Source organism: Serratia bockelmannii, assembly GCF_008011855.1.
GTDB lineage: Bacteria > Pseudomonadota > Gammaproteobacteria > Enterobacterales > Enterobacteriaceae > Serratia > Serratia bockelmannii.
Genome location: NZ_VOUX01000033.1, coordinates 1,520,338 through 1,546,927 on the forward strand (window position 1 = coordinate 1,520,338; position 26,590 = coordinate 1,546,927).

The window sequence follows — 26,590 nt, forward strand, 5'->3', positions numbered from 1 at the left end:
GCGGACAATGAGGCGGTATTGTCGTCATTTGGCGACAATACCGCGCCGGCACGGTGGTCACAAGGGAAATTTGACCACGGTGAGGAAATCAGAATTTCGCCAATGCCCGCGGTCGTGCGCCAGTCAGCATCAACGAAAAAATGAGATTTTCATCAGACAGCCGTCGGGAAAAAACCGGTAGCATGGCCGATATCATCCCAAACGCCGTAGGGGGAAAGATGAACAGCAAACCGTGTGAATTTGATGAAGCCATCTGTCTGGCGATCGGGCGTGGCGTTTGCGAAGTCGTGAAGATAGGGGATGAAATCAGCGTCTTCTCCCTGTTGGAAGCTATCGAGTGTTTCATCGAACGACAGGCGCTCAGCGAAAGCGAAATCGCGGCGGCGGACGACGCGCTGGATTTGATCAGCGTCCTCACCCATCGGTCATGCTGAAAAGCACCCCCCGGTGGTGAAGGAGCCGGCGCCCCATCGCATGTGGGCCGCCGTCGTTTCCGTTTCGATTAGAAGTCGTAAGTTACCGACGCTTTCAGCGTCCTCGCCTGTCCCTGGAAGACGTAAGTGCCATTGCTTTCTACGCCGGACCAATACTTCTCATTCGTGACGTTGTCCAACCCCACACGCCATACCAGCGTATTTTGATCCTCATTCAAACGCATGCGATAGCGAAGGCCGAGATCCAGGGTCGTGAAACTATCGAGCTTTTTGGTATTGGCGGAGTCGGCATATTGCGAACCGGTATGCCGCACTTTCGCCGTTGCAGTCAGGCCATCGACCGGCTTGATGTCGTACTCCGCTCCCAGCACCGCGTAGAAGTGCGCTACGCCGATCGCGTCTTTGCCATCGTTACGACCGCCCTGGGTTTTGGTCAACTCGGGCGAAAGCCAGGTAGCACTGCCGTTGAGGCGCAGGCCGAATGCCGGTTCGCCGAACACATTCAACTCCACGCCGCGGTTGCGTTGTTCGCCGTTCAAGGTGTAGTAGTTGTTGCTGTCGATCATGGTGGCCGGCTTTTTGATTTCAAACAGCGCCAACGAGCCACCCACGCGTTCGAAATCAACTTTCACGCCCACTTCATTTTGCTTGGAACGGGCGATACCGGTACTCTGCCCGAAGTTAGCCGCCTCTTTCGGCGCAATGCCGCCAGGCTGCAACGCCTCGGTATGGTTGGCATAAAGCGACACCGTTTCCCACGGCTTATAGACCAGCCCGAACGTCGGCATCCAGCGGCTTTGCGTATAACGGGAGGCGGTATCCTCCAGGCCGGTGGCATTGCTGTAATTACGCACCACCACTTTCTGATGACGCGCGGCCGCCGTTAACAACACCCGGTCGCCGAAAAAGCCCAGCGTATCGCTGAACAACCAGCCCTGCGTCCGGTTGCGCGCCGTGGTCAGCGGATCGCTGTAGTTGCCGCCGAAATAGGCGTTGTCCGGTATTGCGACATCATGGTTATCGTAGATATTGGTCGTCGGATTGTTGGCAGACATGCGCCACGCGGTTTTGTCGCGTTTAATCTGCGCGGAATAGCCGACGTTGACCCGGTGCGAAACCGCCCAGGTCGTGAACTTGCCCTCAAGCCCCGCCATGCCGCTGAAAGCGTCGATGATGCGATTGGTGTCCAGGCGCCCAACCGTGGCGTCGCCGTTGGCGTTGATGAGCTTCGGTGCGCTGTAAACGCCGGTTTCATGGCCGTGCTGCGCGCCCAATCCGGCATAGGCCTTCCAGTCGCGGGTTAAATCATATTCCGCTTTCGCCATGCCAAATTCGTTCTCGATATCACTGTAGCCCCACTTCTGACTGTAATTTTTACGGGTGTCAGGCACCGCGGGTACCACATCGATGCCGCTGATGTTGACCCCCATCGTTCCGCCATGGAAGGTCTTTTTCTGATAACCGAAGTCCAACGATGAACGGAAACGATCGCCGCGATAGTCCAGCCCGACCGATGCCAGCGTAGTGCGCCGCTTATCATCCTCAACCGCCGTTTCCCCCTCTCGGTGTACCAGGTTGACGCGAGCGCCAAACTGGTTGTCGTCACCGAAACGGCGGCCCAGATCCAGCTTGCCGCCCACCTGAGAATCGGAGGTGTAGTCGAGGCCGATCTGAGTGGTCGGCGTTTCTTCCGCCCGTTTCGGTTCAAGATTGATCATGCCGCCAACGCCGCTGGAAGCCAGGCCGTTCAGCAAGGCGTTCGCCCCTTTGAAGATCTCTACCCGCTCCAGCATCTGGGTATCCATCACCTGACGCGGTACCACGCCCGGCAGCCCGCCCATCGTCATGTCGTCACCGTCCAGTGAGAAACCGCGGATGCGATAGGTTTCGGCGAAGTTACCGTATCCCTGCACCGCCTGCACACCCGCGTCGTTGCTGACCACGTCGGCGATGGTCTTCGCCTGCTGATCCTGTACCAGCTTCGCGGTATATCCTATGACGTTGAACGGAACATCCATTGCTTTCTGTTCTCCCAACATCCCCAGGCGGCCGCCGTGGGCAACCTGTCCATCCAGGTAGGCGGGAACCAAATCATTGCCGCCGGAGTTGAAATCGGCGTGTTTTTCGGCCCGGACGACCAGGGTGTCCTCCCGGTTTTTCTTGGCGTCGCCGTCTGCGGCCAGCGCTCCCTGGCTCATCGCGCCGATGGCCAGCGCCAACAGCGTTTTACGTAAAGGGGAATTCGTTGTACTGGTGTTGTGCATAATTCACTCATGAATGAGGATAAAAGTTAAATGGCCCTTTGCCGGGCCGATAGGGCTTATTTATTCAATGCGATGCGAACCACGCTGTCCGGCCCCTGAGTGGAATGATCTTTGTTAAACGGTTGTTTGACAGTAACGAACAATGTCTGACCGTCTGCCGACAACAGCAAGCTGTTTGGATTCGGCGGCAGCGCCCAGCGCTGTTTCACCGCATAGGTCGTCGCATCCAGGCTCAGTACATTGCCGGATTCACGCTGCGAGATATAAATTTCGTTGCGCCGTGAATTGAAAACGACAGCCAAAGAGTCGCCCACATCAAGCCGCTTCAATAACTTCCCGGTGTGAATATCCAAGACCAGCGTGGTCTTCGCCTTGGAGTTGTCAGTGACGAACAAACGGCCGGTAGCCTCGTCCTCCGCCATATTGAGCAGCAGTGCGGGTTGGTCTCCCAACGGTTTCCAGCGTTTTTCGATGCGATTGGAACGCGGGTTGATCACCAGGATCTCGCCGCTGCCATTGGCGGCATACACGCGTTGGGTCTGTTCGGAGTAATGCAGGCCGGTCATCCATTTGCCGGTATTTTTAATGCGCGTTTTCAGCTTGAGCGATTCGGCGTCAACCACCCAAATTTGCGCCGGATCGGCGACCGCCCCCACATACAGCGTGTTGTTGTGAGCCAGAATTTGGCGCGCACCATACGGTAACCCTTTCTCATTGCGCTCGCTGAACAGCAAACGCCCTTTCACCTTACCATCGGCGGCGCCGATTGCGCTGATACCGCCATCCAGCGAATTGCTGACGTAAAGGGTTTTCCCATCCGCAGAGGCCTGCATGGCGAAATTTTTCAGATCGGTATGCGTTGTGCCAAGGGTTTTCAGAGTATTGGCGTCCAACTTATAGACCACGCCGCCCTGCACATCTTTAAAACTTTCGGCGCTGGCGACGTACAGCGCATCTCCCCCTGGCGTCAGCGCCATTTCATACAAGCCATAAGCCAGTTGGCGTTTGACGACGCTGTCGGATTGCGCCGCTGGCGCGAGAGGTTGCACAGCAGGAGAAGAGGAAGTGGTTTGATGCGGCGCGCAGCCGCTTAGCGCCATACCCGTCAGCAGGGCGAGCACAGAGACTTTCATTTTCATCGGGGAAATCCTTGACCATTTAAAACGTCGTTAACGGGGCTCTGCAGTTTAGTTTTAAGCTTTCTCATAACGAGAAATGAGCGCCACCGCGCGTCTCAGTGTTTCCCTGTGAATCAACTATCACGCTAATGCAGGCTAATAACTCCTTCATGTGCCCGCGAACAACAAAGAGAATGAGAAACATACTCATTATTATTTACGCAATCAAGCGTAATTATTTTCCTTCGCTCTCTAAAAGTCATGTCGGTATCTCGTATTATCAAAGCCAATACGTCAGCTATCGATCGCGGTGCGGGCATGATTCTCTCGCCTTACACCGTCGAGAGACTGCCTCACCCTGCGTACAGACACTTAACAGCAAACAAGCAGACAACAGGAGAAGCCCCCTCATGACAACCCCTGCCCCACGGGAGTGGCGGCGTGCGGACTATCTCGTCAGCACCGAGCCCGCCCTGCTGGATCTCGATGCCATCCATGCATTTCTGACCCGTTCGTCGTGGGCGGAGGGCATTGATAAGGAGACCGTTCGCCAGTCCCTCACCCACAGCCTGTGCTTCGGTTTGTATCACGGCACCAGACAAATCGGTTTCGCCCGGCTGGTCACCGATTACGCCACTTTCGGCTATCTGTGCGACGTGTACGTGTTGGAGACGCATCAAAAAAGCGGACTGGGTTTGTGGCTGGCGGAATGTTGCCAGGCCCATCCGTTGATGGCGACGCTGCGGCGAGTCATGCTGGTCACCAGCACCGCCCCCTGGCTCTATGAAAAAGTGGGGTATAGCGCCATCAACCGACCCGATTTTGTTTGGCAGATCGCCCGGCCGGACATCTACCGACGTTAATTTTTCAGCAAGGCCGCCCCGGTTCACACTCTTTCTGCGTAACATTGGCAATCGCGGCGGTTAAAGCCCATGCTGGCGACAAATTTTACCGTTTGCCCCTTTCAAGGAGAATCTATGCCCGTTTCAGCCCGTAACCAGTTAGCCGGTACCGTGTCCGCCGTCGCCAAAGGCGCCGTCAATGACGAAGTGGAGATCGCTTTGCAGGGCGGTGAAAAACTGGTGGCCATCGTCACGGTTCAAAGCCAGCAGTCGTTGGGATTAACCGCCGGCAAAGAGGCCGTCGCGCTGATTAAAGCGCCGTGGGTGATCCTGGCGACGGAGGATTGCGGTTTGCGTTTTTCCGCCCGCAACCAGTTTGCCGGGGAAGTGATTGCGGTTGAGCACGGCGCGGTCAACAGCACCGTGCACCTCAAAGCAGATGCCGGTTTTGTGCTGACGTCGGTGATCACCAATGAAAGCCTGCAGGAGATGGCGCTGAAGAACGGTTCGCGCGCCATCGCCCTGATCAAAGCCTCATCGGTGCTGCTCGCCGTCAGAGCCTGATACCGCCTGGCCCGCGTCAGCGGGCCTTTCGAGCCGCTATTTCAGCGCCTGCTCGGCCAGCAGCCCGAGGGCGATCACGATCATCGCCGCGCCGGAGATGCGCCCCACCACCTTCGCGGCCTGCGGGCGCGTGCGCAGCACCGACTGCGAACCGAATCCCACCAGCAGATACACCAGGCCGCAGCTGATCAAATGCACAATGCCCAACGCCAGCATCTGCATCGGCACCGACCATTCGGCTCGGGCGTCGGTAAACTGCGGCAGCAGCGCCAGAAACAGCAGAAACACCTTGGGGTTCAGGCCGCTGACGCACACGCCCTTGCCGGCCCAGCGCAGCCAGGAATCGGAACGCTGATCTTCACCGGCGCCGGGCACTGGCGGGTGCAGCAGCATGTTGAAACCGATCCACAACAGATAAGCCGCCCCCAACAGGGTGAGCGCCGTCAGCGCCAGCGGGTTGCCGACCAGCAGCGCGCCGACGCCCGCCACCACAATCGCAATCATCAGCAGATGGCCGAACAGCAAGCCGGCGACGGCGGGCACCACCACCCGGCCGCGAATGCCCGCCGAGATCACATAGGCCCAATCCATACCCGGCGTGATCACCAATAAAATCGACACCGCCCAAAAAGCGGCGAACAGAGCGAGCGTCATGCCGGCGCCCTCTCAGACGCGCCACGCCACACCAAACAGAGAACCATTGCCTTTCCTCGTGGAAGAAGAACGGCCTCCGCCTGCCGCGGTGGCCGTCAAAACCGTTCAACAGATGGCAAGAATATCCTCAAGGCGTTAAAATGTGCTTTCAATTACTTGCCTGAAATCGGCATAAGCGGGGAAATTTTTCCAAATGGATAAGATTGATCGCAAGATTCTTGCTGAACTGCAGGTCGATGGCCGTTTGTCGGTAACCGAGCTGGCCGAGCGGATCGGTTTGAGCGTGTCTCCCTGCCACCGCCGGGTACGGGCATTAGAGGAGTCCGGGGTGATCAGGGGTTACCGCGCCCAGCTCGACCCCGGCAGCCTGGGCTATAACTTTTCCGCCCTGGTGTTCGTCACCATGCGCGAAGGCGATCGCCGCGCCGTTGAAACCTTCGAAAACGCCATGGTGGACATTCCGCAGGTGGTGCAGGCACAGCGGCTGTTTGGCGATCCCGACTATCTGCTGCACGTGATCGCCCGCGATCTGCCCGCCTTCCAGCAGCTTTACGACGAGAAACTCTCCGCTCTGCCGGGCGTGCAGCGCCTGAGCTCCACGCTGGTGATGAAAACCGTGGTGCCGGAGCGCTCGTTCCTGCCGCTGGGCAAATGACGACGGGAGCGTTACCGCTCCCGTTTTCTCTTTTCTTTAAGGCACAATCACGAAATCCGGATTGGCGACGGCAAACAGCGCCTCGCGATCCGCCGCCGGTGGGTAAATCCACTGCGTGTTGATCTCCCGCTTAATCTTTTTGCCTTCCTCACGGGTAAAGCGCACCTGGCGCTCCCAGCCTTCGGTATACAGCGCGCCCCAGGGGCCCAGATCCAGACAGGTCACATACTTCGGCTGGCTGTAAGGGTGCGTCGGCAAGCCCGTCAGCTCCGCCGCCGCATTGTGGCCGGCCACGCGCCCAAGGCTCAGCGCATGCTGGCAGGTCATCAGGTTGTGGTTACCGAGATCGTCGGTCGCCGCCTTCACCGTATCGCCGGTCACGAAAATGCCCGCCGCCGCCGGCGCGCGCAGGAAGGCGTCGCCGATCACCCGGCCGCTGCCGTCGCGCTCGCCGGGGATCTGCTCGGTCAGCGGATGCGCCCGCACGCCCGCCGCCAGGATCACCGTGTTGGCGGCGATGCGCTCACCGTTCGACAGCATCACCCCCTCGGCGTCGATGGCCGAGACGCGCAGGCCGGCCCGCGCTTCCACGCCGCACTCCGCCAACGCCTGGCGTATCACCGCCCCCGGCTCCGCCCCCATCCCGGCGCCCACTTCCGGGGCGGTATCGACGATCACCACGCGCACGTTCTCGTCTTTGCCCAGCGCATCGCGTAACCGCTGCGGCATCTCCGCCGCGCTCTCCAGCCCGGTCAGCCCCGCCCCCACCACCACGGCGGTGTTGCGCGCCGGCGTCGAGGGTTTGGCCGCCAGCGCGTTGATATGGGCGCCCAAACGCTGTGCGCTTTCCAGCGTATCGACGTTGAAGCCGTATTCGGCAAAGCCCGGCACCGCAGGCACGGACAGCCGGCTGCCGGTGGCCCACACCAAACGATCGTAGGCCAACTCAAGGGGTTCCCCCGTCGCCTGCGCCACCGTGAGCGTTTTAGCAGCGGCATCGATACGCTCTACCGTCCCGGCCAGGTGGCGCACACCGACGACAGCGAGCTGCGCGGAAATGTCCGGGTTCATGTTTTCCAGCACGGCCTCATACAGGCGTGGCCGGATGGTAACGGTTGGCGTCGGTGAAACCATGAGCACCTCGATATCGCCATGCTTACCGGCAAGGGTAATGGCGCGCATGGCGGACACGGCGGCCCAAAAACCGGCAAAACCGGAACCGGCAATCACTATTTTCTGCGTCATGGGATGACTCCTTCATACAGGGTTAACCGGGCGACAAGGCTGCCCGCAGTTTTTTCGGATGAACGATGCCGTCCCGCTCCCGTAACAGGGTGCAGAAGGCCCGCCCGCCCCTTCCGAAGAGGCGGGAAAAAGTGTGTTTCGTTTTAAGGAAAGGCGGTGGTTAGGTCTTGGCGCGCGCCGTTTTGCCGCTGCGCGCGGTGCGTTCCGTCATGCGCTCGTCGAGCCAGAGGTTGACCTCGCCGAAGAAGCCTTGCGGCGCTTTGCGGCCAAAACGGGCGGCGACGGCACCGAGAGTCTGCGCCGCCAGCGCATCGCGCATCGCCTTCTCCGCCTGCAGCATCACCGCATGGATAGCGCATTTGCCGGAGACCGCCCAATCCGGCGGGGAGTCATCGAACACCGCGCAGCGCCCGCGCACCTCCTGGCAATCGAACAGCGGCTTGTGCCCCTCGATGGCGTCGATGATTGCCAGAAAGCTGATCTCGTCCGCCGGGCGGGCCAGCCGGTAGCCGCCACGCACCCCTTCGCTGGCGGCGACGATCCCCGCCTTTTCCAGCTTGGGGAAAATCTTGGCCAGAAAGCTGGGGGAGATGCCCTGCAACTCGGCGAGTTCGCGGCTGCTGAGCGCCCGCTGGTTATCGCCGACCAGCCACAGCAGGCAGTGGATGCCATATTCAACGCTGGTTGTGATGTACGCCATATGTCCGTTTTCAACCGTCAATGAATCTTCAATAACGCAGACTATATGAGTCTGCGTTTATCTTGTCAATAAAACGCGGATCAACTTTGTCCGCGTTTTATTGACAATGCAGGCCACCGGCGACGCAGAAAACGCCCTTCAAAATGAAAAATAAAACTTTTTTGCCCGATCCGCGCCCGGCTAACGTTTCCTTGTCGCCTGCGGCTGACTATGATGTGATGGGTGCCGCCGCCGCGGTTTGTGAGCCGCCGCACTTTCACGCGGATTGCGCCGTGGGAATAAAGAACTCTTGTCTGCTGCTGACGTCTTAGAAATGATTATTTAAGGGAAACGCCTGACTATGACCAACCGGTTGACCAAAACCGCGTTAGCGGTGCTGCTGCTCGGCACGCTGAACGCCACCGCCCTGGCGCCAGCACAGGCGGAAAGCCAGGACCAGTTGCCGGACATGGGCACCTCCGCCGGCGGCACCCTGAGCATCGGACAAGAACTGGCGATGGGCGATTTTTACGTGCGCCAACTGCGCGCCAGCGCCCCGCTGATCAACGATCCGCTGCTAATCCAATACATCAATCAGCTGGGCAACCGGCTGGTGGCCAGCGCCTATTCGGTGCGCACGCCGTTCCATTTCTATCTGGTGCGCAACGACGAAATCAACGCCTTCGCCTTCTTCGGCGGCAACGTGGTGCTGCATTCCGCCCTGTTCCGCGTCAGCGACAACGAAAGCCAGCTGGCTTCGGTGCTAGCGCACGAAATCTCGCACGTCACCCAGCGCCACCTGGCGCGCGCCATGGAAGATCAGCAGCGCAACGCCCCGTTGACCTGGGTGGGCGCGCTTGGTTCCATCCTGCTGGCGATGGCCAACCCGACCATGGGCATGGCGGCGCTGAGCGGCACCATGGCCGGCACCCAGCAAGGCATGATCAGCTTTACCCAATCGAACGAACAGGAAGCCGATCGCATCGGCATTCAGGTGCTGCAGCGCGCCGGTTTCGATCCGGAAGCGATGCCCGACTTCCTGCAGAAACTCTCGGATCAGTCGCGCTACGCCTCCAAACCGCCGGAAATGCTGCTAACGCACCCGTTGCCGGACAGCCGCCTCTCCGACGCACGCAACCGCGCCAACCAGATGCCGAAACACATCGTGCAGTCCTCGCAGGATTACCTGATGGCCAAAGTGCGCGCACTGGGCATGTACAGTTCGGAAGGCTATGGCCTGAACGAAGAACTGCTCGGATCGCTCAGCAAGGGCAACGTGCGCGAACAGGCGGCCGCCAAATACGGCCGCGCCATCCTGTTCTATGAAGCGAAAAAATACGACGACGCGCGCAACATCATTCAACCGATGCTGGCGCAGGATGCGAAAAACGTCTGGCTGATCGACCTGATGACCGACATCGATCTCGGCCAGAAACGCGCGCCGCAGGCCATCGCCCGCCTGCAGGCGGCCAACGCCGCCCAAAGCAACAATCCGGTGCTGCAGCTCAACCTGGCCAACGCCTATGTCGAAGGCAACCAGCCGGCGCAGGCGTCGAAGATCCTGAACCGCTACACTTTTGCCCATCCGGACGATCCGAACGGCTGGGATCTGCTGGCGCAGGCCAGCGCCGCACAAGGGCTGCGCGATGAAGAGCTGTCGGCCCGTGCCGAAAGCCTGGCGCTGAACGGCCGGCTCGATCAGGCCATCGGCCTGCTCAGCAATGCCAGCTCGCTGCAAAAACTCGGCAGCCTGAAACAGGCGCGCTACGATGCGCGCATCGACCAGTTGCGCCAACTGCAACAGCGCTTCCGCCAATACCAGCGCAGCTGATTCAACAAGGAATGAACGCCATGAAAAACGTCACGATTTACCACAACCCACGCTGCTCCAAGAGCCGTAAAACCCTGGCGCTGCTGGAACAGCACGGCGTCGATCCCAAGGTGGTGCTGTACCTCGAAACGCCCCCTACGGTCGATGAGCTGAAAAAGCTGTTGAAGGAACTGGGCTTCACATCCGCGCGCGAGCTGATGCGCAAAAAAGAAGATCTGTACAAGGAATTGAAGCTGGCGGACGACAGCCTGAGCGAAGAGCAACTGCTGGCGGCAATGACGACGAACCCGAAACTGATCGAACGCCCGATCGTGGTAAAAGGCAGCAAGGCGCGCATCGGCCGGCCGCCGGAGCAGGTGCTGGAGATTTTATAGATTCGAATTCGGGCGCGGACTGTCGCGCCCTTTCTTTTACTCAGGCTATTACAGCCCCAGGATCTCTTTAACGAACGGGATGGTCAGCTTGCGCTGGGCGGTGATCGAGGCGCGATCGAGCTGATCGAGAGTCATAAACAGCGTGCGCATCTCGCGATCCAGCCGTTTCAACAGGAAGCGGCCCACGTCTTCCGGCAGCTCGAAGCCGCGCAGTTTGCCGCGCAGCTGCAGCGCCAGCAGTTTCTCTTCGTCCGACAGCGGCTGCAGCTTGTAGATCTGCCCCCAGTCCAGGCGCGAAGCCAGATCCGGCAAACGCAGGTTCAGCTGACGCGGCGGGCGATCCCCGGTGATGAACAACCGGGTGCGGCCGGTTTCCAGGATGCGGTTGTAGAGGTTGAAGATCGCCATCTCCCACTCTTCGTCGCCGGCGATGCATTCGATATTGTCGATGCAGACCAGCGCCAGCTGCTCCATGCCGTCCAACACTTCAGGCACGAAGTAAGCGCGCTTGTCGAGCGGCACATAGCCCACCGCTTCGCCTTTCTGCGAAAGCTCGGCGCAGGCCGCATGCAGCAGATGGCTGCGCCCGCCGCCTTCACGCGACCAGAAATAGATATAGCTGCCATGTTCCTGACGGACGGCGGATTGGATCGCGGCTAATAGGGATGGGTTCTCGCCCGGATAAAAACTGGCGAAAGTTTCATCATCGGGAAGATAAAGTGGCAGTGAAAGCTGTGCCGGCGTATTCAGAGAAGCACCTCAACCAAAACTGGCAGAAAAACGTGGGCAGTTTAACACAGAAAACGGGCGCTGTTGAACCGGCAGGATCTTATGCCGCAATAGTGAACAATGCCTAAGCGCCGCTTGATCGGCTGCGGCACCCGTCGAGGCAAGAATTATCCGATATCATTCCCTAACTCCATGCCTGCGCAGGTTAAATTTGTAATTTAAGTAAAATCTGACCTAGTATAGGTAGGCTAAATGCAATCACCATCAACAAGGTTTCTGCAAGGATATAGACGATGAAAGTATGGAATAAAGTGCTGTTGGCCTCCTTTATCGGGTTGTTGGTTGCCGGCTGTGATGACTCGTCCAAGGTTGACGCCAACCTGGATAAAGCCAAAGACAGCGCCGAGCAGATGAAAGACGCCGCCCAGAAAAAAGCGGACGATCTGACGGACAAAGCGAAAGCGACGGCGGATGAAATCAAAAAAGAGGCCGCCACTCAGGCGGATCAGCTGAAAGACAAAGCTTCGGCGATTAAAGAAGACGCCGCCAAGCAGGCGGACGCCATCACCAACGACGCCAAGGCCAAAGCCGCCGCGATCAAAGACGACGCAGGTAAACAGAGCCAGCAGTTGGTGGATCAGGCCAAGGCCATCAAAAACGACGCCATCAACGGCGCCAACGATCTGACCGAGCAGGCCAAGGCGAAGACCGAAGCCATCAAGAACAGCGCCGAAAACAAAGCGCAAGAGTTGAAACAAGAGACCGATGCGGCGGTGAACGGCAATACTCAGCCGGCCCCCCAGCAGTAAGCTATTCTCAGCCACCAAAGAAAGGAGCAGTAAATGGGGATTATTTCCTGGATTATCTTCGGCCTGATCGCCGGTATTTTGGCTAAGTGGATCATGCCCGGCAAAGACGGCGGCGGCTTTATTCTGACCGTCGTGCTGGGGATCATCGGCGCCGTTGTCGGCGGCTATATCAGCACCTTCTTCGGCTACGGCAAGGTTGACGGCTTCAACTTCGGCAGCTTCGTGGTGGCGGTTATCGGCGCCATCGTGGTGCTGTTCGTGTACCGCAAAATTCGCAGCTAAGGCGAATGCCATAAGTCAAAAGGGCAGCCCCTGGGCTGCCCTTTTCGTTACTTCTGCTCCGCCGATTCGTCCGGCGCGTCAAGCACCTCTTCTTCCTTGCGGAACAAGCTGATGACCTTGAACAGCAGGCTCAGGCCGATCCCCACGATGGTCGCCAGCGCCATGCCTTTCAGCTCCGCCGCGCCGATGTGCACCTTGGCGCCGCTCACGCCGATGATCAGGATCACCGAGGTTAAAATCAGGTTTTGCGCTTTGTTGTAATCCACTTTGGACTCGATCAGCACGCGAATGCCCGAAGCGCCGATCACACCGTACAGCAGCAGGGAAACGCCGCCCATCACCGGCACCGGCACCGCCTGGATCGCCGCCGCCAGCTTACCGATGCAGGACAACAGGATCGCCAGCACCGCCGCGCCGCCGATCACCCAGGTGCTGTAGACCTTGGTGATGGCCATCACGCCGATGTTCTCGCCATAGGTGGTGTTCGGCGTGGAGCCGAAGAAGCCGGAGAACACCGTCGAGATGCCGTTTGCGAACATCGAGCGGTGCAGGCCCGGATCGCGGATCAGGTCTTTTTTCACGATGTTGGCGGTCACCACCAGGTGGCCGACGTGCTCGGCGATCACCACCAGCGCCGCCGGCAGAATGGTGAAGATGGCGAACCACTCAAAGCGCGGGGTGTAGAAGGTCGGCAGCGCGAACCAGTGCGCCTCGCGGATCGGGGTCAAATCCACCACGCCCATGAAGAACGACAGCGCATAGCCCACCAGCACGCCGATCAGGATCGGGATAATCGCCAGGAAGCCGCGGAACAGCACTGAACCGAGCACCGTGACCGCCAGCGTCACCAGCGAAATGGTGATGGTGGTCGAGTCGGCGCTGGTGCCTTCCGCCGGCAGCAGCCCCGCCATGTTGGCCGCTACGCCCGCCAGCTCCAGCCCGATGACGGCGACGATCGCCCCCATCGCCGCCGGCGGGAACATCACGTCCAGCCAGCCGGTGCCGGCCTTTTTCACGATCAGCGCCACCAGGCAGAACAGCACGCCGCACATGATGAAACCGCCCAACGCCACTTCGTAACCGAGCGGCAACAGCAGCAGCACCGGCGAGATAAACGCGAAGCTGGAGCCGAGGTAGGCCGGGATCTTGCCTTTACAGATGAACAGATACAGCAGCGTGCCGATGCCGTTGAACAACAGCACGGTCGCCGGGTTGATCTTGAACAGGATAGGCACCAGCACGGTGGCGCCGAACATGGCGAACAGGTGCTGGAAGCTGAGCGGAATGGTCTGGAGCAGCGGCGGGCGCTCGCTGACGCCGATGGCGCGACGGGTCATGTGTGCTTTTCCTCGGTTTATTGGTTTTATAGGTTTTAGTCAAAAAAAAGCCGACTCGTTAAGTCGGCTCAAATGTTTACTTAGTACCAAATATCTTGTCGCCCGCATCGCCCAGGCCAGGCACGATGTAGCCCTTGTCGTTCAGACACTGATCGATGGAGGCGGTGTACAGCTCAACGTCCGGATGCGCTTTCTCCAGCGCGGCGATGCCTTCCGGCGCTGCGACCAGGACCAGCACCTTGATGCTGTGGCAGCCGGCTTTCTTCAGCAGATCGATAGTGGCGATCATCGAACCGCCGGTGGCCAGCATCGGGTCGACGACCAACGCCATGCGCTCTTCGATGTTGGAAACCAGCTTCTGGAAGTACGGCACCGGCTCCAGGGTTTCTTCGTCGCGGTATACGCCCACCACGCTAATGCGCGCGCTCGGCACGTGCTCCAGCACCCCTTCCATCATGCCCAGACCTGCGCGCAGGATTGGCACTACGGTAATCTTTTTCCCTTTGATCTGATCCACTTCAACTGGCCCGCACCAGCCTTCGATGGTGACTTTTTCCGTCTCCAGATCGGCGGTCGCTTCATAGGTCAGTAAACTACCCACTTCTGAGGCCAGCTCACGGAAGCGTTTGGTGCTGATGTCATTTTCACGCATCAGGCCAAGCTTGTGTTTTACCAGCGGGTGTTTCACCTCAACGATCTTCATCATTTTTCTCCTATTAAGGTGGTTGCGGCCAAAAAAATCGCGGGATTATACCTCCTTTTTTTCGCCGCGCCACCCACAATAGCCCGATCGGGATCAACAAAAGTTTGAATATCAGTATAGATGACGAAAAAGCGGAGCCGGTTCACAAGCCGCTCGCAAACGTTTGCCTGCGCTGTTAGAATTGCCGCGCCTTATTCCGGAATCAACATCGGAAGCACAGTTTTCAAACCGCAAATCGTCGTGGGGAATCGCGCAGTGACCGACAAAACCTCTCTCAGCTATAAAGACGCAGGTGTCGATATCGATGCAGGCAACGCATTGGTAGATCGCATCAAAGGTGTAGTTAAACAGACCCGTCGCCCGGAAGTGATGGGCGGTCTGGGCGGGTTTGGCGCCCTGTGTGCGTTGCCGCAGAAATACCGCGAGCCGGTGCTGGTTTCCGGTACCGACGGCGTGGGCACCAAGCTGCGTCTGGCGATGGATCTGAAACGCCACGACACCATCGGCATCGATCTGGTGGCGATGTGCGTCAACGATCTGGTGGTTCAGGGCGCCGAGCCACTGTTCTTCCTCGACTACTACGCGACCGGCAAGCTGGACGTGGACACCGCGGCCAGCGTGATCACCGGCATCGCCGAGGGCTGCAAACAGTCTGGCTGTGCGCTGGTGGGCGGCGAAACCGCTGAAATGCCGGGCATGTACCACGGCGAAGACTACGACGTGGCCGGTTTCTGCGTCGGCGTGGTCGAAAAATCCGAGATCATCGACGGCAGCAAAGTGCAGTCCGGCGACGCGCTGATTGCCCTGGGCGCTTCCGGCCCACACTCCAACGGCTACTCGCTGGTGCGCAAAATCCTGGAAGTGAGCAACACCGATCCGACCGCCACTCAGCTGGAAGGCAAGCCGCTGGCCGACCACCTGCTGGCGCCGACCAAAATTTACGTGAAGTCCGTGCTGGAGCTGATCGAGAAGGCGGACGTACACGCCATCGCTCACCTCACCGGCGGCGGCTTTTGGGAAAACATTCCGCGCGTGCTGCCGGAAGGCATGCAGGCGGTGATCGACGAAGCCAGCTGGCAGTGGCCGGCAGTGTTCACCTGGCTGCAGCAGGCCGGCAACGTCAGCCGTCATGAAATGTACCGCACCTTCAACTGCGGCGTAGGCATGGTCATCGCCCTGCCGGAAGCCGAAGTGGAAGCGGCCATCGCGCTGCTGACCGCGGCAGGTGAAAAAGCGTGGAAAATCGGTAAACTGACCGCCTCTTCCGACGAACAACAAGTGGTCATCAACTGATGAAAAAGATCGTGGTGTTGGTCTCCGGCCAGGGGAGCAATCTCCAGGCGCTGATTGACGCCTGCCAGCAAGGCCGCATCGCCGCCGAAATCGTGGCGGTGTTCAGCAACAAGGCGCAGGCTTATGGCCTGCAACGCGCCGAAGCGGCGGGCATCGCCGCCCAGGCGCTGGATGCCAAGGCCTACGCCGATCGCACGGCGTTCGACGCCGCGTTGGCGGACGCCATCGACCAGCACCAGCCCGATCTGGTGGTGCTGGCCGGCTACATGCGCATCCTCAGCCCGCAGTTCGTGCAGCGTTATGCCGGCCGCATGCTGAACATCCACCCTTCTCTGCTGCCGAAATACCCGGGTCTGCATACCCACCGTCAGGCCATCGACAACGGCGACAGCGAACACGGCACCTCGGTGCACTTCGTGACCGAACAGCTCGACGGCGGCCCGGTGATTTTACAGGCCAAGGTGCCGATTTTCGCTGACGACGGAGAGGATGACGTGGTTGAACGGGTGCAAACCCAGGAACACACGATCTATCCGCTGGTGGTGAGCTGGTTCGTCGACGGTCGCCTGGCGATGCGCGATGGCGCCGCCTGGCTGGACGGCGAACGCCTGCCTGAGCAGGGTCACGCCGCCGACTGATGCGCGCAGCCTGAGCCTTGCCTAAACGGCGCCCACGCGGCGCCGTTTTTTTTCGCCTTCATCCATTCTGTGAAGTTATACTTTGCACAATTTCACGGCACAGAGGAGCCCACATGTCCAGCACTGCCAGCGTCAGGTTACGCCCATTGGAACGGGACGATCTGTCGTTCGTCCACCAGATGGACAACAACGCCAGCGTCATGCGCTATTGGTTTGAAGAACCCTACGAAGCCTTTGTCGAGCTTTCCGATCTCTACGACAAACACATCCACGATCAGAGCGAGCGCCGCTTTATCATCGAGCACGAAGGCGCCAAGGTCGGCCTGGTAGAGCTGGTGGAGATCGATCACATCCACCGCCGCGCTGAGTTCCAGATCATCATCGATCCTGCCCACCAGGGCAAAGGCTACGCCAGCACCGCCGCCCGTCTGGCGATGGACTACGGTTTCTCGGTGCTGAACCTGTACAAGCTGTACCTGATCGTCGATAAGGAGAACCCGAAGGCGATCCACATCTACAGCAAGCTGGGCTTCAACGTGGAAGGCGAACTGATCGACGAGTTCTTCGTCAACGGCGAATACCGCACCGTGCTGCGCATGTGCATCTTCCAGCCGCAATACCTGGCGAAGTTCAAAACGCCCAATGATAAGCCGCTGGTGAAGTGACAATTTGCGAGAAAAAAGAGAAAACCCGCCCAGGCGGGTTTTTTATTGGGAAATAAGCGGCTAGTATTAAGGCATATTATTTTATCGTCAGGAAATAGCCAGATGAATACGAAAATAAATAATATTTCCCGAGATAATTAATCGAACAATAATTAATAGTAAGAATTACCCTCTGCCTCTACAAAGGAAAAATGCCATGACAACCGTCTCAAACCTGCTGCTTTTTATCGGCCTGGCGATGCTCGCCATCGCCGCCGGCCTGAATACCTATAGCGGCTACGCCTCCGCAGATCCCAATAGCACCCCGCTGTTTTCCTCACTCTGGTGGACGCGTTGGTTCCCGCTCTATGCCTCGGGAGCTGCGTTGCTGCTGGTGGGGGTAGTGTTGCGGGTTTCGGGGCGGGGACGTTAAAAACAGAAAACGGCTCCGAAGAGCCGTTTCCATACGTGGGTCAACAGCCTTCATAAACGGTATCAGGTGCCTATTTTATGATGCATAGCATGTTGCGGAAATAGGGGGTTAATCCATGTCCTAACTTATTGCCTTGATAATATTCTGCACGATAGGTTTGACAGCTGCTGTCAATTTTTCATTGTCAATAGTGAAGATTAAAAGCTCAATGTCGCTTTCCGCATCAAGTAGCATCTGTCGTAACCATTTTTCCTCTATCGCTACAATACTGTCACCTGCGTTATTTATTTCTGATTGAATTTCAGCCACAGGTAGTTTTCCTTCTAAAAAGGCCACACAGGAAAAACTAAGCTTTTTAATTACATCGGGATAAATCCACCCACTCATTTTTCACTCCTGCGAAGGATTGTGATTATTATGTTACCATGGTTTTCAGTAACCACACCAATGTCACCAGCCCGATAAATTGTCCTTTGAATATCATTAGATATGCTTGTTTCAGTAACACCTATTTTAATTACATACTCAACTATATTGGACGAAACGGTTTTTCCAGGTCCAATGGTTCCTGCCGAGGAGCCTAAGCTTGTTGCTTACATTCGGTCAACGGCATGTTGAGAGTAAAGACGATCACCTATACGTGCATATTGATGTCCATCAACTGTTTTTATCGAGAACCTGACCGTTATCCGCAATCAAATTAGCTCCCTCGGCCTGAACCTGGCTGCCGATGTTCGCCAGCAGCGCATTGGTCAGGTTGTCTTTGAAGCTGCCGCCGTTGATGGTGGTATTCAGGCTGGAGCTGATGACCGATTGCCCGGCCACCCGCTGCGCCACCTTGCTCCAGCCGCCGTTGCTCAGCTGCGGCAGTTTGACGTTGTTCGGGTTAAGCGGTTTGCCCGCCGCGACCTATCGGCGTTTATATGGGATACAACATCAAGAGAAAACGGCTCCGAAGAGCCGTTTCTGTGTGTGGGTTAGATCCAATCTTCATAGTCGCTGTCATGGATCCAGACGATAGACAAAACACATCAATCCACACGAGCATCCTTTTATTCAGGCTTATCGATCAAGCCAAGCAATCGAAGATCGTTTAAAATTTCGTTTTTTTCATCTTCAGTTACATCCTTAAGCATTTCGAATAAATCATTTTCCGATAATATTTTTAATATGATATCTGTGTGGAACTTTACTGTTTGATCACTACATCTACCAGCCATAAAGATGAGCGTCACTAGCTCAAGCATGAGGCATTCTATTGGTTCTTCAAACGAACCTTCTAATGACTCATACGCAAACGCCTGATCAGATGTAGCACAAACAGAATGATTACCATCACGTTTCAGTAGGTTAAGTATATTTCTGCAATAAGCGTAACTTGAATAGGCAAAGCTACTCCTTATTTCATCATAACTCATCACATTCATTGTTATTTACCTCTTCCTGGAATCAAACGCACACCATTATTGTCCAAAACGTCAATTTTCACCCCTGGATATCTACTTTCGAACTGCTTAACAACGCCTAAACAGCTTTCGCAGGCAGGCTTTTCGGTGAAAATAGTAACAGAGCCATTGGCGGAATAGTTTTTACCCAATCTATCGGCTAAGTTATCCAATATTTTATATTCGGAGTCTATATTTCTTGCTACATGTCTACCATCATCAGTAAGAATAGTCTCATATTTAAAATTTTCTTTTCCCATCCCAACAAAACCCTTACCTGCAACGTCTATGAGATTATGGCTTGCAAGTGTCTTTGGCATTCCAGATATATCAATACTGGCCACTGCAACGTTACCACTGCGTTTCGGGGCTGATGTCAAACCGGCCCTCAGTTCTGTAACCTGGTTTTTGAATGTAGCAGCCTGCTGAACGGTCTTCTCATTGACCAGATACCCTTTCCAGGCGCTGGTTGGGCCTACCAATTTGGATGACAGGTATTGGTTGCCGACGTTTGCTTTACCCATACCGGCAAATGTGTTGGCAATAGAGACCGCCATCACCGAGGCATTCACCCAGTCCGGCGACCACCCGGTCAACTTGCTGATTTGTTCTATCTGCTGGTTGCGAGCAAACAGCTGGCCGTCGGTTATCTGGTCGCCCAAATCATACGTGAATAACTTTTCGCTGTCATAGCCGGCAAACGCCGGATAGTTGCCGAAGCGCTGACGCTCTTTTTGTACCCAGTAGTTGGCGATGAGACCATCTTCATCCCGCGTTGACGGGTACTTATTCATCAGGGCTTCAAACTGCTTGCGTTCGTCTGAGTTCAACGCCTCTTGCGTGGTGCAAGCTACTTTTCGGCATGAAGCCGCCATCAGACGCGCTTCTTTTTCCTTGTCGCCCTTAGCCAACTCTTTAATCGCGTTGAGTTCTTCCTGATGCAGCTGTCGATTGAAGCGTTCGACAAACTCCCCCGCATTTGCACCGCTGGTGGCACCTGCGGCTTTGGCAGTTACGATGGCCCCTGCAAAGGCGCCCGCTACGCGGCTGATCTGAGCCTGACGCTCTTGCCAACCTTCACTTCTGACCAGATTATCATTGATGATCACCCCAGCCAGCTCCGCCGCCAGCGCCCCTGCCGCCGCGCCTTTGGCATTGCCCTTGCCGATTTCTGCGGCCACGCCCGCCAGAACGGCATGGCTTACGGCCCGGCCCGGTATATCGAGAACCTGACCGTTATCCCCAATCAGGTTGGCGCCCTCGGCCTGAACCTGGCTGCCGATGTTCGCCAGCAGCGCATTGGTCAGGTTGTCTTTGAAGCTGCCGCCATTGATGGCGGTATTCAGACTGGAGCTGATGACCGATTGCCCGGCCACCCGCTGCGCCACCTTGCTCCAGTCGCCGTTGCTCAGCTGCGGCAGTTTGACGTTGTTCGGGTTAAGCGGTTTGCCCGCCGCATCCTTACTCCAGCCCATCGCGCTGTCGAAGCCGTTGAGCGCGCCGCCGATCGCCATCGCCGTGGCGGTCGCCTTGACGTTTTCATTGCTGCCCAGCGCCTGCAGGGTTTTCGACAGGTTGCCCTGGTTCTCCACCAGCGCCACCGCCGCCTGGGAGGCCAGCGAAGACATTCCGGCCGTGACCGCGCCGCTGGTTATCGCCCCACCGCCCACGGCGCCGGAAACGCTGGAAGCCGCCGTGGCCGCCAGTGAACTGCCAGCGGTCACCGCCGCTGCCGCAATGGCGATCACCGCCGCCACCGCCGGGTTCAGGTGCTGGCTCTTGTAATCCCAGCTGTCGTAAGCGTCTTTGACCTTGCTCCACTGCACGTCGTTGCGCTTGTTCAGATCTTTGACCCAGGTGGTGCCCGGCGTATTGCCCAGGGCGTCGATGGCGCTTTGCAGCGCCTGCCCGTTTTTCACCTTCACGTCGGCGCTGACGCCCTTGGCGGCTTCCACGGTCAAGGCACCACCGGTATGAATGCTCGGCAGCACCCACTTATTGTCTTCGTACCCTTTATTGGCCTGCTTGATAAAGAAGCCTTTCGAATTGCTGACGGTCTGTTCGAAAGAGGTGTTTTTCACCGCGCGGAAGTTAACCTGGCCATGCGTGCTGGTCAGGCGCGCGTTTTGCCCGGCGGCGATTTTGCTGGCTTCATAGGTGCTGTCGTCGCGGCTCATCAGCGTGATATTGCCGGCGGCGGTAAACTCGGTAACCTTGTTGGTTACGTCATGGCGGGTCTGCTTAACCTCGGTTTTCTTGCCCCACCATTTGCGTTTCTTCTCGGTTTTCTCGTAGTGGCTGGATTCCTCCATCGCCTGGGCGTAGAGATAGCCGCCCTTGGCGGCGATATCCATATTGCCGGCGCGCATGGCTTCAGCCTGGTTGTGGGCGTCGACCTGAGCTTTTTGTTTGGCCTCGTCAATGCCTTTGCTTTGGGCTTCCTGGCGCAGGGCGGCGAGACTGCGCTCCGTCTCACCTTTTTCTCGCTGAGACTGTTCGATACGTTGCTGTGCCTGACTAACCTGATTGACGGCCTGATTGACCTCGTTTTGTGCCTGTGTCAGCGCCGTCTCGCGACCCGCAATTTCCCGTCTCAGATGGTCTTTTATATTCTGACTGCCGGGGAACCCCTGATTACCGATGTTTTTGAGCTGTTGGCGGAATTTGTCCAGCTCGGCCTGCCGTTTGGGCACTTCAGCCTGTTTTGCGACCACTAACTGCTCTGCCTGGTTTTTATCGTTTACCGCCTGCTGTATGCGTTGCTGCGCTGCATTCACCGCCTGCTCCGCCGACGCAATACGACTCCCCCAATCCGTCACCGCTACCGGTGATTTCCAGTTCGCCCCTAATCCTTTAACCACCAGCTTGGTCGCCTGGAACAGAATGCTGCCGCCGGAAATCACCGTCATCAGGCCGCCGGCATTCAGCTCGGTACCTTGCTGGGTACGGGTTTCGGTGAACTCGTTGCCGCTCTCGCGGTAAGTGTGGTTTTGCACCGCCTCGAAGCGCATATCGCCGCCGGAGGTCAACGTCATGTTGGCGCCGGAAGTCAGCCTGGCGCCGTAAGTCAGCAGTTGGTTATTCGCCGACGCGGTCAGGTTTTTCCCGGCGCTGAGGGTAGTGACCACATGGCGGTCGTCTTTGTTGTTGTCGTTAGCGGCATCAATGGCGGAATAAGCCAGGTTCGACAACCATAGATTCTGCCCGGCCAGCAGCGTGATATTACCGTTGGCGGAAAGCGCGCCGCCCTGGGTGCCGATGTCGCGGGCCGAGTTAATCAGTAAATTGCCGCCGGCGTGTACCCGGCTACCCAGTTCAGGCGTGCGGGAAGAGGGGAACAAGCGACTAAATTGCTCCCCCAATTCGCGATAGTTCAGATCGGCATTATGGCCGGCCAACAGCGTGACATCTTTACCTGCTTTAATGTGCGTCCCGCGCAACGCCAGATAACCGCCGCTGTTGAGCAGCACTGAACCACTGGCGTTCAACTGTCCGGCATTTAGCAGTTGGTTGAACTGCGTTTGTCGTTGTTCAGGAGATAAATTCTGCGCTAAACGATCGTTATTCAACGCCTCGTCATTTCTGACAATCGAAACAGTGCCGTTCGCCGTCATTGCAATATTTTGGCTTTGCGGCGCGAAGTGCGTGTTACGTAGATAAATACCTTGCCCGGCATTTAAGGTTAAGTCCCCGGCAGCATTCAATTGGCTCAGCCAGCGGGCACCATCGACGCCGAAATAGCGTGGGCTAGGTACAGTGTGCACTTTGACGTTGCCGTTGCGGCTGGTCAAAGTGACATGATGTCCCTTCAGATAGCTTTGACGGGCATCCAGCTCATTCACTGCTGCAACGTTCAGACTCTTGCCCGCAGTTAGCTCAGCACCGTCGGTGTAAAACACATCATCGGCAACCACAGTCAGGTCGTTACGCGCGTTTATTTTATCGGTACTGATAACACGTCCCGCATGCAGCACAATGTTGTGAGCTACCAGTGAGTCAGGCCGTCCCGAAGCCACCACCTCACTAAGCTGATTTCCCGCCGGCGTCGAAGTTTTAATTTCTATCTGATTTTTAAAATCCGCAACCAAATTGCCGCCCGCCAACATGGCTGAGGCCGGATAGCCAGAAGCCGACCAGCTCTTTTGCCCGCCTTTTCTGACATAAATGACATATTCCGGGATCGACGATTTCTGATCCTGCCATTTATGTCCCAGAACAACGTTAGGATTCGGCACCTTCGGTTCGAAAAGTGCATAGTCGTTCATGTCCCCCGTCATTTCACTGCGCACGCCCAGATTATTACCAGTTAAAATCAGATCGTTAGTCGCTTTTATTGTGCTGACGTGGTTCCAAAGCTCCGACGCATTAATGTAGGCATTCTTCCCTGAAATGATTTCTGCGGGACGGCTGTCGGTCACTACGGTAAAACGCGCACGTTCACTGTTAACCCAGGGCGTTTTTTTGAAATCGACGTGTCCCAACCAGGTGAAATTTTTATCTTCAAAGTCCGCCAAATAATCAAAAAATTGGTAATCGAATTGCCCCTCGTACACACCATCAGCCAACCAACGATCGATATCCTTGTTGTCCTTCGGCGCGTTGTTGGAGGAAATGGCGAACTGCTGGCGAACGTTGTTCAAACTCTCCGTGCGTATCACTAAATCGCCGCTGTTGGTCAGGATTTTCGCCGAACGGTTCTCGACGGATTTAGCCTTGTTGCCCTGCGCATCCTTTTGGATCCACATATTTTTATTAGCGTGCAGCTTGGCGTTTTCCCCGGCGTTGCGGATATGGTCGCCAAAGATACGCATATCGCCGCTGGTGCTGGTTTGCCCGTCATTCACCAGCGTCGTTGCTGCCAGCGTGGCGTTGCCGTCCGCCTGCACGACAGTACCCCGCGTAATGTGCAATCCCTTGGCACTGACATTGAGGTCACCCTTGCTGTGCGTGGTGCCGTTAAGCACCAGGTTACCGTTAACGCTCAGCGTAATATCCCGCTGTTTGCTGGTGAGGTCTTTCAGGTTCACCCCCACCCCATCCTCGTTGGCCACCAGGCGGATTTTGTTGGCGTACATGCCGCCCAGCGCTTTGGTATCCACCGCCAGCACAGGTTTTGCGCCTTCACCGGCGATCGGTTTGATACTGCCGTCCTTGAAGCTGATGCGGTTGGCGCCCTGGGTCAGCGACAGATTTTGCGCGTTGATTTTGCCGTTCAGCTCGGTGGCACGGCTGATGATATCGACATAGTCGGCGCCGCTGCCGTCCAGCCCTTTACCGCCGATGGTGACGCCGCCTTTTTTCACCTCCAGCGCTTCCAGCGCGCCCTGCTTGTCGAACTGCGGTTTACCGGTGGTTAACGTCACGCCCGGCGCGTTGATAAAGCCGCAGCCGTCGCAGGTGATGCCATTCGGGTTGGCGATCATCACATTGGCCTTGTTGCCGAACACCTCAAGCTTGCCCTGTAGCTCAGAACGACTGCCGCCGATCACCTCATTAATGATCAACTCCGCCGGTTTTCCCTTCAGGTAGGTGTTGCCCTGCGCGCTGTAGATTTCCACGCCCAGCTGCGTTTTGCCGCCGTGCGTGGCGTTATTCAACACGGCGCCCTGTGGCCCAACGTTGAAATCTTTATAGGTGTTGTGCGAAATGCCTGCACCGTTCGGCGTGGCAATATTCACCACCGGCACGTCGCCCGGCTTGATAACCACCTGCGTATTGCCGTTGGCGGCGGTAATGCCGGCGGCAAACGCCGGGTGCAACGGCTGGAAAGCCGTCAGGTAGATCAGCAAATAGCTGGCGCCCCGCGCCAACGGAGGGTTGAGCTTATCCATATTCATTCCTTCGAAAGGATGTTGTTTTGAACGCCGAGGCGCTCCTGCTGTGTGCTGGCGTTATAACGTGACGGTGGCTTGCCAGTAGGCCACCCAACGATCCGGTTGCAGGCTGTCTGGGTGCGTCAACGGTTTACCGACGGTGACCGCCTGATTGAACCAGCGGCCGCTTAGCGTGGCGCCCAGCGCCGCACCGACGACGCTACCGCCGTCTATCTGCCCGGCGCGCCCCTGCAGCCAGCCGGCGTCTAACGCACCGGTCAAAGAGAGCGCCCCCAGCCCCGGCAACGTCCGCCATTGCCAGTTGAGTTCATTGCGCCAGTACGCACCGCGATTACCGGTCAGGTACTGCTCCTTGAAGCCGCGCACCGAGTATTGCCCGCCGATGGAAATGCGTTCGCCGGCATACAGATTGTCTGCGCTGGTTTGCCCGTAGGCCGAGGTCAGGTAGTAGAGAGAGGGGGCGAGCGGATAAAAATAACTGGCGCTGAGACCAAGCTTGCGGAACTCGCTGCGCGGCGCTCCGTCGCGCTCCGGATCGTCGGCGGTGGCGCCCAGCATGCGCAGCCCACGGCTTACCGTCGGGTTCAACGTCATATAGCCGCCGCCCGCGACCGCACTGTAATTGAGGCCCAGACTGGCAATGCTGAGCGTCGGGCTGCTGACGCCCAACCGTTCACCCGCCAGCTTATTTTCCGTGGTGCGCCGCGCCAGCCCGATATCGACGGCCAGCTTGCGTTTGCCATCCCGCAGCAACGTGCGGTTGGCGCCCAAACGCTGGGTCTGGTTATTGCCTTGATAGCGGTAAGCCGCGCCGTTGAATGGCACCTGCTGGAAAAAATCGTTCCAGGCGTACTGGTAGCTGAACAGCCAATAGCCATAGGGTAAGGTGACGCTGCCGTTCAGGCTGCGGCTGCGATGATGCGGGCTGAAATCGTTATTGCGCGCTGCGGAGAGCGACCACTGGTCGGCCAGGCGCAGCGGGTTGTCCAGCACCACGCCGGCATTCATCTGCCCGGTGCCGGTGCTTTTCTGGCCGCTGTTATCGGCGCCGAAAGAGAAAGAGACCGGCGCGCGCGTGGCGCCACGCAGCAAAACCACGTTGGAAAAGCCGGGTTGCTCGCCAGGTTGAATATCGATGGTCACCTGCTGCGAAGCCAGCCGGTTGAGCTGCTCCATGCCCTGCTCGATATCGCGCAGATTCAATACGTCGCCGACCAGGCCGGGAAATGCCATCTTCAGCGCCGGCGTCTGCTCGCCATTCTGCGTGATGGACTCGATTCGCCCTTCGCTGACGCTGACGACCAACACGCCACGGGAGATATCCTGCTCCTGCAGCCAGGCCTGCGAAGTGACATAGCCGCGTTGCAGATAAGCATTGGTGGTTTCACGCACCAGGCGGTTGATGTGCTCCAGCGTCAGACAGCTTCCCTGATACGGGCGCGCCAGGCTTTCTTTCACCGACCAGGAAAGATGCTCGGCGCTCTCAAAAACAATCTGCCGCACCGTTTGGCAAACCGCCCCTGCGGCGGCCGGCTCAGGCAGCGGTAACGCCGGCAGTTCAACGCTATTTTGCAGCGCCTCGCGTTGCTGCTGCGCCTGTTCCAGCAACGTTTTCTGCTGTTGGGTAATGCTGTCGCGGTCAGCAGGGCTGGTGATTTCCGCGCACCACGCAGAGCTGCAAAACGCCAAGAGCACAGGCCAAATCCTCAGCTTCCATGCACACATTTAGATACATCCATTTACGTTAACTTACACATCCTGGCGAAGTATATACAATTTACGC

General features: G+C 57.5%; 24 protein-coding genes and 1 pseudogene. 12 read left to right on the top strand and 13 right to left on the bottom strand.

The annotated features are described in order from the left end of the window. Window positions 1-218: 218 nt before the first annotated feature. A complete protein-coding gene (locus tag FOT55_RS23735) occupies window positions 219-434 on the top strand; it encodes a hypothetical protein (RefSeq protein ID WP_033644007.1) in 216 nt (71 codons plus the stop codon). Window positions 435-502: 68 nt separating this feature from the next. On the opposite strand, the gene FOT55_RS23740 is transcribed toward FOT55_RS23735, so the two are convergent. Both FOT55_RS23740 and FOT55_RS23745 read right to left on the bottom strand, forming a co-directional pair. Next, window positions 503-2,698 (bottom strand): TonB-dependent receptor, encoded by a 2,196-nt coding sequence (locus FOT55_RS23740; RefSeq protein WP_060434445.1) that lies wholly within the window; start codon window positions 2,696-2,698, stop codon window positions 503-505. Window positions 2,699-2,754: 56 nt separating this feature from the next. Next, window positions 2,755-3,837, bottom strand: coding sequence for a YncE family protein (locus FOT55_RS23745; protein WP_060434443.1), 1,083 nt, complete (start codon window positions 3,835-3,837; stop codon window positions 2,755-2,757). Between the two features lie 389 nt (window positions 3,838-4,226). On the opposite strand from FOT55_RS23745, the gene FOT55_RS23750 reads away from it, so the two are divergent. Together FOT55_RS23750 and FOT55_RS23755 are read left to right on the top strand one after the other, a co-directional pair. After that, window positions 4,227-4,679: a GNAT family N-acetyltransferase gene (locus tag FOT55_RS23750; RefSeq protein WP_060434440.1), complete on the top strand. Its 453-nt coding sequence runs from the start codon at window positions 4,227-4,229 to the stop codon at window positions 4,677-4,679. A gap of 114 nt (window positions 4,680-4,793) precedes the next feature. After that, window positions 4,794-5,222 carry a TOBE domain-containing protein gene (locus FOT55_RS23755; protein WP_060434438.1) on the top strand — a complete coding sequence of 143 codons (429 nt, stop codon included), beginning with the start codon at window positions 4,794-4,796 and terminating at the stop codon, window positions 5,220-5,222. Window positions 5,223-5,258: 36 nt separating this feature from the next. Here the strand turns inward: FOT55_RS23755 and FOT55_RS23760 are convergent, their stop codons facing one another. Then, entirely contained in the window at window positions 5,259-5,876 is a 618-nt protein-coding gene (locus tag FOT55_RS23760) for a LysE family translocator (RefSeq protein WP_147824110.1), read from the bottom strand. A 193-nt stretch (window positions 5,877-6,069) separates the two neighbouring features. On the opposite strand from FOT55_RS23760, the gene FOT55_RS23765 reads away from it, so the two are divergent. Next, on the top strand, window positions 6,070-6,531 hold the full coding sequence (locus FOT55_RS23765) for an Lrp/AsnC family transcriptional regulator (protein ID WP_019452433.1): 462 nt from the start codon (window positions 6,070-6,072) through the stop codon (window positions 6,529-6,531). 36 nt (window positions 6,532-6,567) lie between these two features. On the opposite strand, the gene FOT55_RS23770 is transcribed toward FOT55_RS23765, so the two are convergent. Both FOT55_RS23770 and FOT55_RS23775 read right to left on the bottom strand, forming a co-directional pair. Continuing rightward, window positions 6,568-7,776, bottom strand: a complete 1,209-nt coding sequence (locus FOT55_RS23770; protein ID WP_147824111.1) for an NAD(P)/FAD-dependent oxidoreductase — start codon at window positions 7,774-7,776, stop codon at window positions 6,568-6,570. A 160-nt stretch (window positions 7,777-7,936) separates the two neighbouring features. Beyond that, window positions 7,937-8,476, bottom strand: a complete 540-nt coding sequence (locus FOT55_RS23775) for an RrF2 family transcriptional regulator (RefSeq protein ID WP_025303838.1) — start codon at window positions 8,474-8,476, stop codon at window positions 7,937-7,939. Window positions 8,477-8,816: 340 nt separating this feature from the next. Between FOT55_RS23775 and bepA the strand changes: the two genes are divergently transcribed. Beyond that, a complete protein-coding gene (bepA, locus tag FOT55_RS23780) occupies window positions 8,817-10,286 on the top strand; it encodes a beta-barrel assembly-enhancing protease (protein WP_025303839.1) in 1,470 nt (489 codons plus the stop codon). 20 nt (window positions 10,287-10,306) lie between these two features. Next, entirely contained in the window at window positions 10,307-10,660 is a 354-nt protein-coding gene (gene arsC / locus FOT55_RS23785; protein ID WP_147824112.1) for an arsenate reductase (glutaredoxin), read from the top strand. 48 nt (window positions 10,661-10,708) lie between these two features. On the opposite strand, the gene hda is transcribed toward arsC, so the two are convergent. After that, on the bottom strand, window positions 10,709-11,410 hold the full coding sequence (gene hda / locus FOT55_RS23790) for a DnaA inactivator Hda (protein ID WP_025159568.1): 702 nt from the start codon (window positions 11,408-11,410) through the stop codon (window positions 10,709-10,711). A gap of 272 nt (window positions 11,411-11,682) precedes the next feature. Here hda and FOT55_RS23795 point away from each other — a divergent pair, with 272 nt between their 5' ends. Together FOT55_RS23795 and FOT55_RS23800 are read left to right on the top strand one after the other, a co-directional pair. Next, a complete protein-coding gene (locus FOT55_RS23795) occupies window positions 11,683-12,198 on the top strand; it encodes a hypothetical protein (protein WP_060434425.1) in 516 nt (171 codons plus the stop codon). A 33-nt stretch (window positions 12,199-12,231) separates the two neighbouring features. Then, the gene (locus tag FOT55_RS23800; RefSeq protein WP_016926728.1) at window positions 12,232-12,480 is read left to right on the top strand and encodes a GlsB/YeaQ/YmgE family stress response membrane protein; all 249 of its coding nucleotides are present in this window, start codon (window positions 12,232-12,234) and stop codon (window positions 12,478-12,480) included. Window positions 12,481-12,527: 47 nt separating this feature from the next. Here FOT55_RS23800 and uraA read toward each other — a convergent pair whose 3' ends face one another. Both uraA and upp read right to left on the bottom strand, forming a co-directional pair. After that, window positions 12,528-13,817, bottom strand: a complete 1,290-nt coding sequence (gene uraA / locus FOT55_RS23805; protein ID WP_016926727.1) for a uracil permease — start codon at window positions 13,815-13,817, stop codon at window positions 12,528-12,530. A 76-nt stretch (window positions 13,818-13,893) separates the two neighbouring features. After that, the gene (gene upp, locus FOT55_RS23810; RefSeq protein ID WP_004941642.1) at window positions 13,894-14,520 is read right to left on the bottom strand and encodes a uracil phosphoribosyltransferase; all 627 of its coding nucleotides are present in this window, start codon (window positions 14,518-14,520) and stop codon (window positions 13,894-13,896) included. 255 nt (window positions 14,521-14,775) lie between these two features. Between upp and purM the strand changes: the two genes are divergently transcribed. The 4 genes from purM (at window position 14,776) to FOT55_RS23830 (ending at window position 17,528) form a co-directional block, all read left to right on the top strand. Then, complete coding sequence (gene purM, locus FOT55_RS23815) at window positions 14,776-15,813, top strand: phosphoribosylformylglycinamidine cyclo-ligase (protein ID WP_025303843.1); 1,038 nt, start codon at window positions 14,776-14,778, stop codon at window positions 15,811-15,813. Next, entirely contained in the window at window positions 15,813-16,451 is a 639-nt protein-coding gene (purN, locus tag FOT55_RS23820; protein ID WP_025303844.1) for a phosphoribosylglycinamide formyltransferase, read from the top strand. The genes purM and purN overlap by 1 nt, the downstream gene beginning before the upstream one ends. Before the next feature lie 113 nt (window positions 16,452-16,564). Beyond that, window positions 16,565-17,116 carry a spermidine N1-acetyltransferase gene (gene speG, locus FOT55_RS23825; protein ID WP_004941631.1) on the top strand — a complete coding sequence of 184 codons (552 nt, stop codon included), beginning with the start codon at window positions 16,565-16,567 and terminating at the stop codon, window positions 17,114-17,116. 196 nt (window positions 17,117-17,312) lie between these two features. Continuing rightward, window positions 17,313-17,528 (top strand): hypothetical protein, encoded by a 216-nt coding sequence (locus FOT55_RS23830; protein WP_043140451.1) that lies wholly within the window; start codon window positions 17,313-17,315, stop codon window positions 17,526-17,528. 120 nt (window positions 17,529-17,648) lie between these two features. Here the strand turns inward: FOT55_RS23830 and FOT55_RS23835 are convergent, their stop codons facing one another. From FOT55_RS23835 to FOT55_RS23855, 5 genes and pseudogenes are all read right to left on the bottom strand, one after another. After that, a complete protein-coding gene (locus FOT55_RS23835; protein WP_060434423.1) occupies window positions 17,649-17,915 on the bottom strand; it encodes a hypothetical protein in 267 nt (88 codons plus the stop codon). Between the two features lie 285 nt (window positions 17,916-18,200). Then, window positions 18,201-18,434, bottom strand: a pseudogene (locus FOT55_RS23840) (DUF637 domain-containing protein); the annotation flags it as partial. A gap of 146 nt (window positions 18,435-18,580) precedes the next feature. Further along, complete coding sequence (imm2, locus tag FOT55_RS23845) at window positions 18,581-18,946, bottom strand: Imm2 family immunity protein (RefSeq protein ID WP_164098041.1); 366 nt, start codon at window positions 18,944-18,946, stop codon at window positions 18,581-18,583. A gap of 11 nt (window positions 18,947-18,957) precedes the next feature. Continuing rightward, window positions 18,958-24,804: a DUF637 domain-containing protein gene (locus FOT55_RS23850; RefSeq protein WP_147824114.1), complete on the bottom strand. Its 5,847-nt coding sequence runs from the start codon at window positions 24,802-24,804 to the stop codon at window positions 18,958-18,960. Window positions 24,805-24,864: 60 nt separating this feature from the next. Further along, complete coding sequence (locus FOT55_RS23855; protein ID WP_142591417.1) at window positions 24,865-26,532, bottom strand: ShlB/FhaC/HecB family hemolysin secretion/activation protein; 1,668 nt, start codon at window positions 26,530-26,532, stop codon at window positions 24,865-24,867. Window positions 26,533-26,590: the final 58 nt, after the last annotated feature.

Bases quoted from the DNA above. Each gene is read 5' to 3' on its own strand.
- arsC (WP_147824112.1), top strand. From the start codon at position 10,307: ATGAAAAACGTCACGATTTACCACAACCCACGCTGCTCCAAGAGCCGT.
- purN (WP_025303844.1), top strand. From the start codon at position 15,813: ATGAAAAAGATCGTGGTGTTGGTCTCCGGCCAGGGGAGCAATCTCCAG.
- FOT55_RS23745 (WP_060434443.1), bottom strand. From the start codon at position 3,837: ATGAAAATGAAAGTCTCTGTGCTCGCCCTGCTGACGGGTATGGCGCTA.
- upp (WP_004941642.1), bottom strand. From the start codon at position 14,520: ATGAAGATCGTTGAGGTGAAACACCCGCTGGTAAAACACAAGCTTGGC.
- FOT55_RS23740 (WP_060434445.1), bottom strand. From the start codon at position 2,698: ATGCACAACACCAGTACAACGAATTCCCCTTTACGTAAAACGCTGTTG.
- FOT55_RS23765 (WP_019452433.1), top strand. From the start codon at position 6,070: ATGGATAAGATTGATCGCAAGATTCTTGCTGAACTGCAGGTCGATGGC.
- FOT55_RS23755 (WP_060434438.1), top strand. From the start codon at position 4,794: ATGCCCGTTTCAGCCCGTAACCAGTTAGCCGGTACCGTGTCCGCCGTC.
- FOT55_RS23775 (WP_025303838.1), bottom strand. From the start codon at position 8,476: ATGGCGTACATCACAACCAGCGTTGAATATGGCATCCACTGCCTGCTG.
- FOT55_RS23760 (WP_147824110.1), bottom strand. From the start codon at position 5,876: ATGACGCTCGCTCTGTTCGCCGCTTTTTGGGCGGTGTCGATTTTATTG.
- FOT55_RS23735 (WP_033644007.1), top strand. From the start codon at position 219: ATGAACAGCAAACCGTGTGAATTTGATGAAGCCATCTGTCTGGCGATC.
- FOT55_RS23835 (WP_060434423.1), bottom strand. From the start codon at position 17,915: ATGAGTGGGTGGATTTATCCCGATGTAATTAAAAAGCTTAGTTTTTCC.
- FOT55_RS23850 (WP_147824114.1), bottom strand. From the start codon at position 24,804: ATGGATAAGCTCAACCCTCCGTTGGCGCGGGGCGCCAGCTATTTGCTG.
- FOT55_RS23855 (WP_142591417.1), bottom strand. From the start codon at position 26,532: ATGTGTGCATGGAAGCTGAGGATTTGGCCTGTGCTCTTGGCGTTTTGC.
- FOT55_RS23800 (WP_016926728.1), top strand. From the start codon at position 12,232: ATGGGGATTATTTCCTGGATTATCTTCGGCCTGATCGCCGGTATTTTG.
- bepA (WP_025303839.1), top strand. From the start codon at position 8,817: ATGACCAACCGGTTGACCAAAACCGCGTTAGCGGTGCTGCTGCTCGGC.
- FOT55_RS23770 (WP_147824111.1), bottom strand. From the start codon at position 7,776: ATGACGCAGAAAATAGTGATTGCCGGTTCCGGTTTTGCCGGTTTTTGG.
- speG (WP_004941631.1), top strand. From the start codon at position 16,565: ATGTCCAGCACTGCCAGCGTCAGGTTACGCCCATTGGAACGGGACGAT.
- imm2 (WP_164098041.1), bottom strand. From the start codon at position 18,946: ATGAGTTATGATGAAATAAGGAGTAGCTTTGCCTATTCAAGTTACGCT.
- FOT55_RS23830 (WP_043140451.1), top strand. From the start codon at position 17,313: ATGACAACCGTCTCAAACCTGCTGCTTTTTATCGGCCTGGCGATGCTC.
- FOT55_RS23750 (WP_060434440.1), top strand. From the start codon at position 4,227: ATGACAACCCCTGCCCCACGGGAGTGGCGGCGTGCGGACTATCTCGTC.
- FOT55_RS23795 (WP_060434425.1), top strand. From the start codon at position 11,683: ATGAAAGTATGGAATAAAGTGCTGTTGGCCTCCTTTATCGGGTTGTTG.
- uraA (WP_016926727.1), bottom strand. From the start codon at position 13,817: ATGACCCGTCGCGCCATCGGCGTCAGCGAGCGCCCGCCGCTGCTCCAG.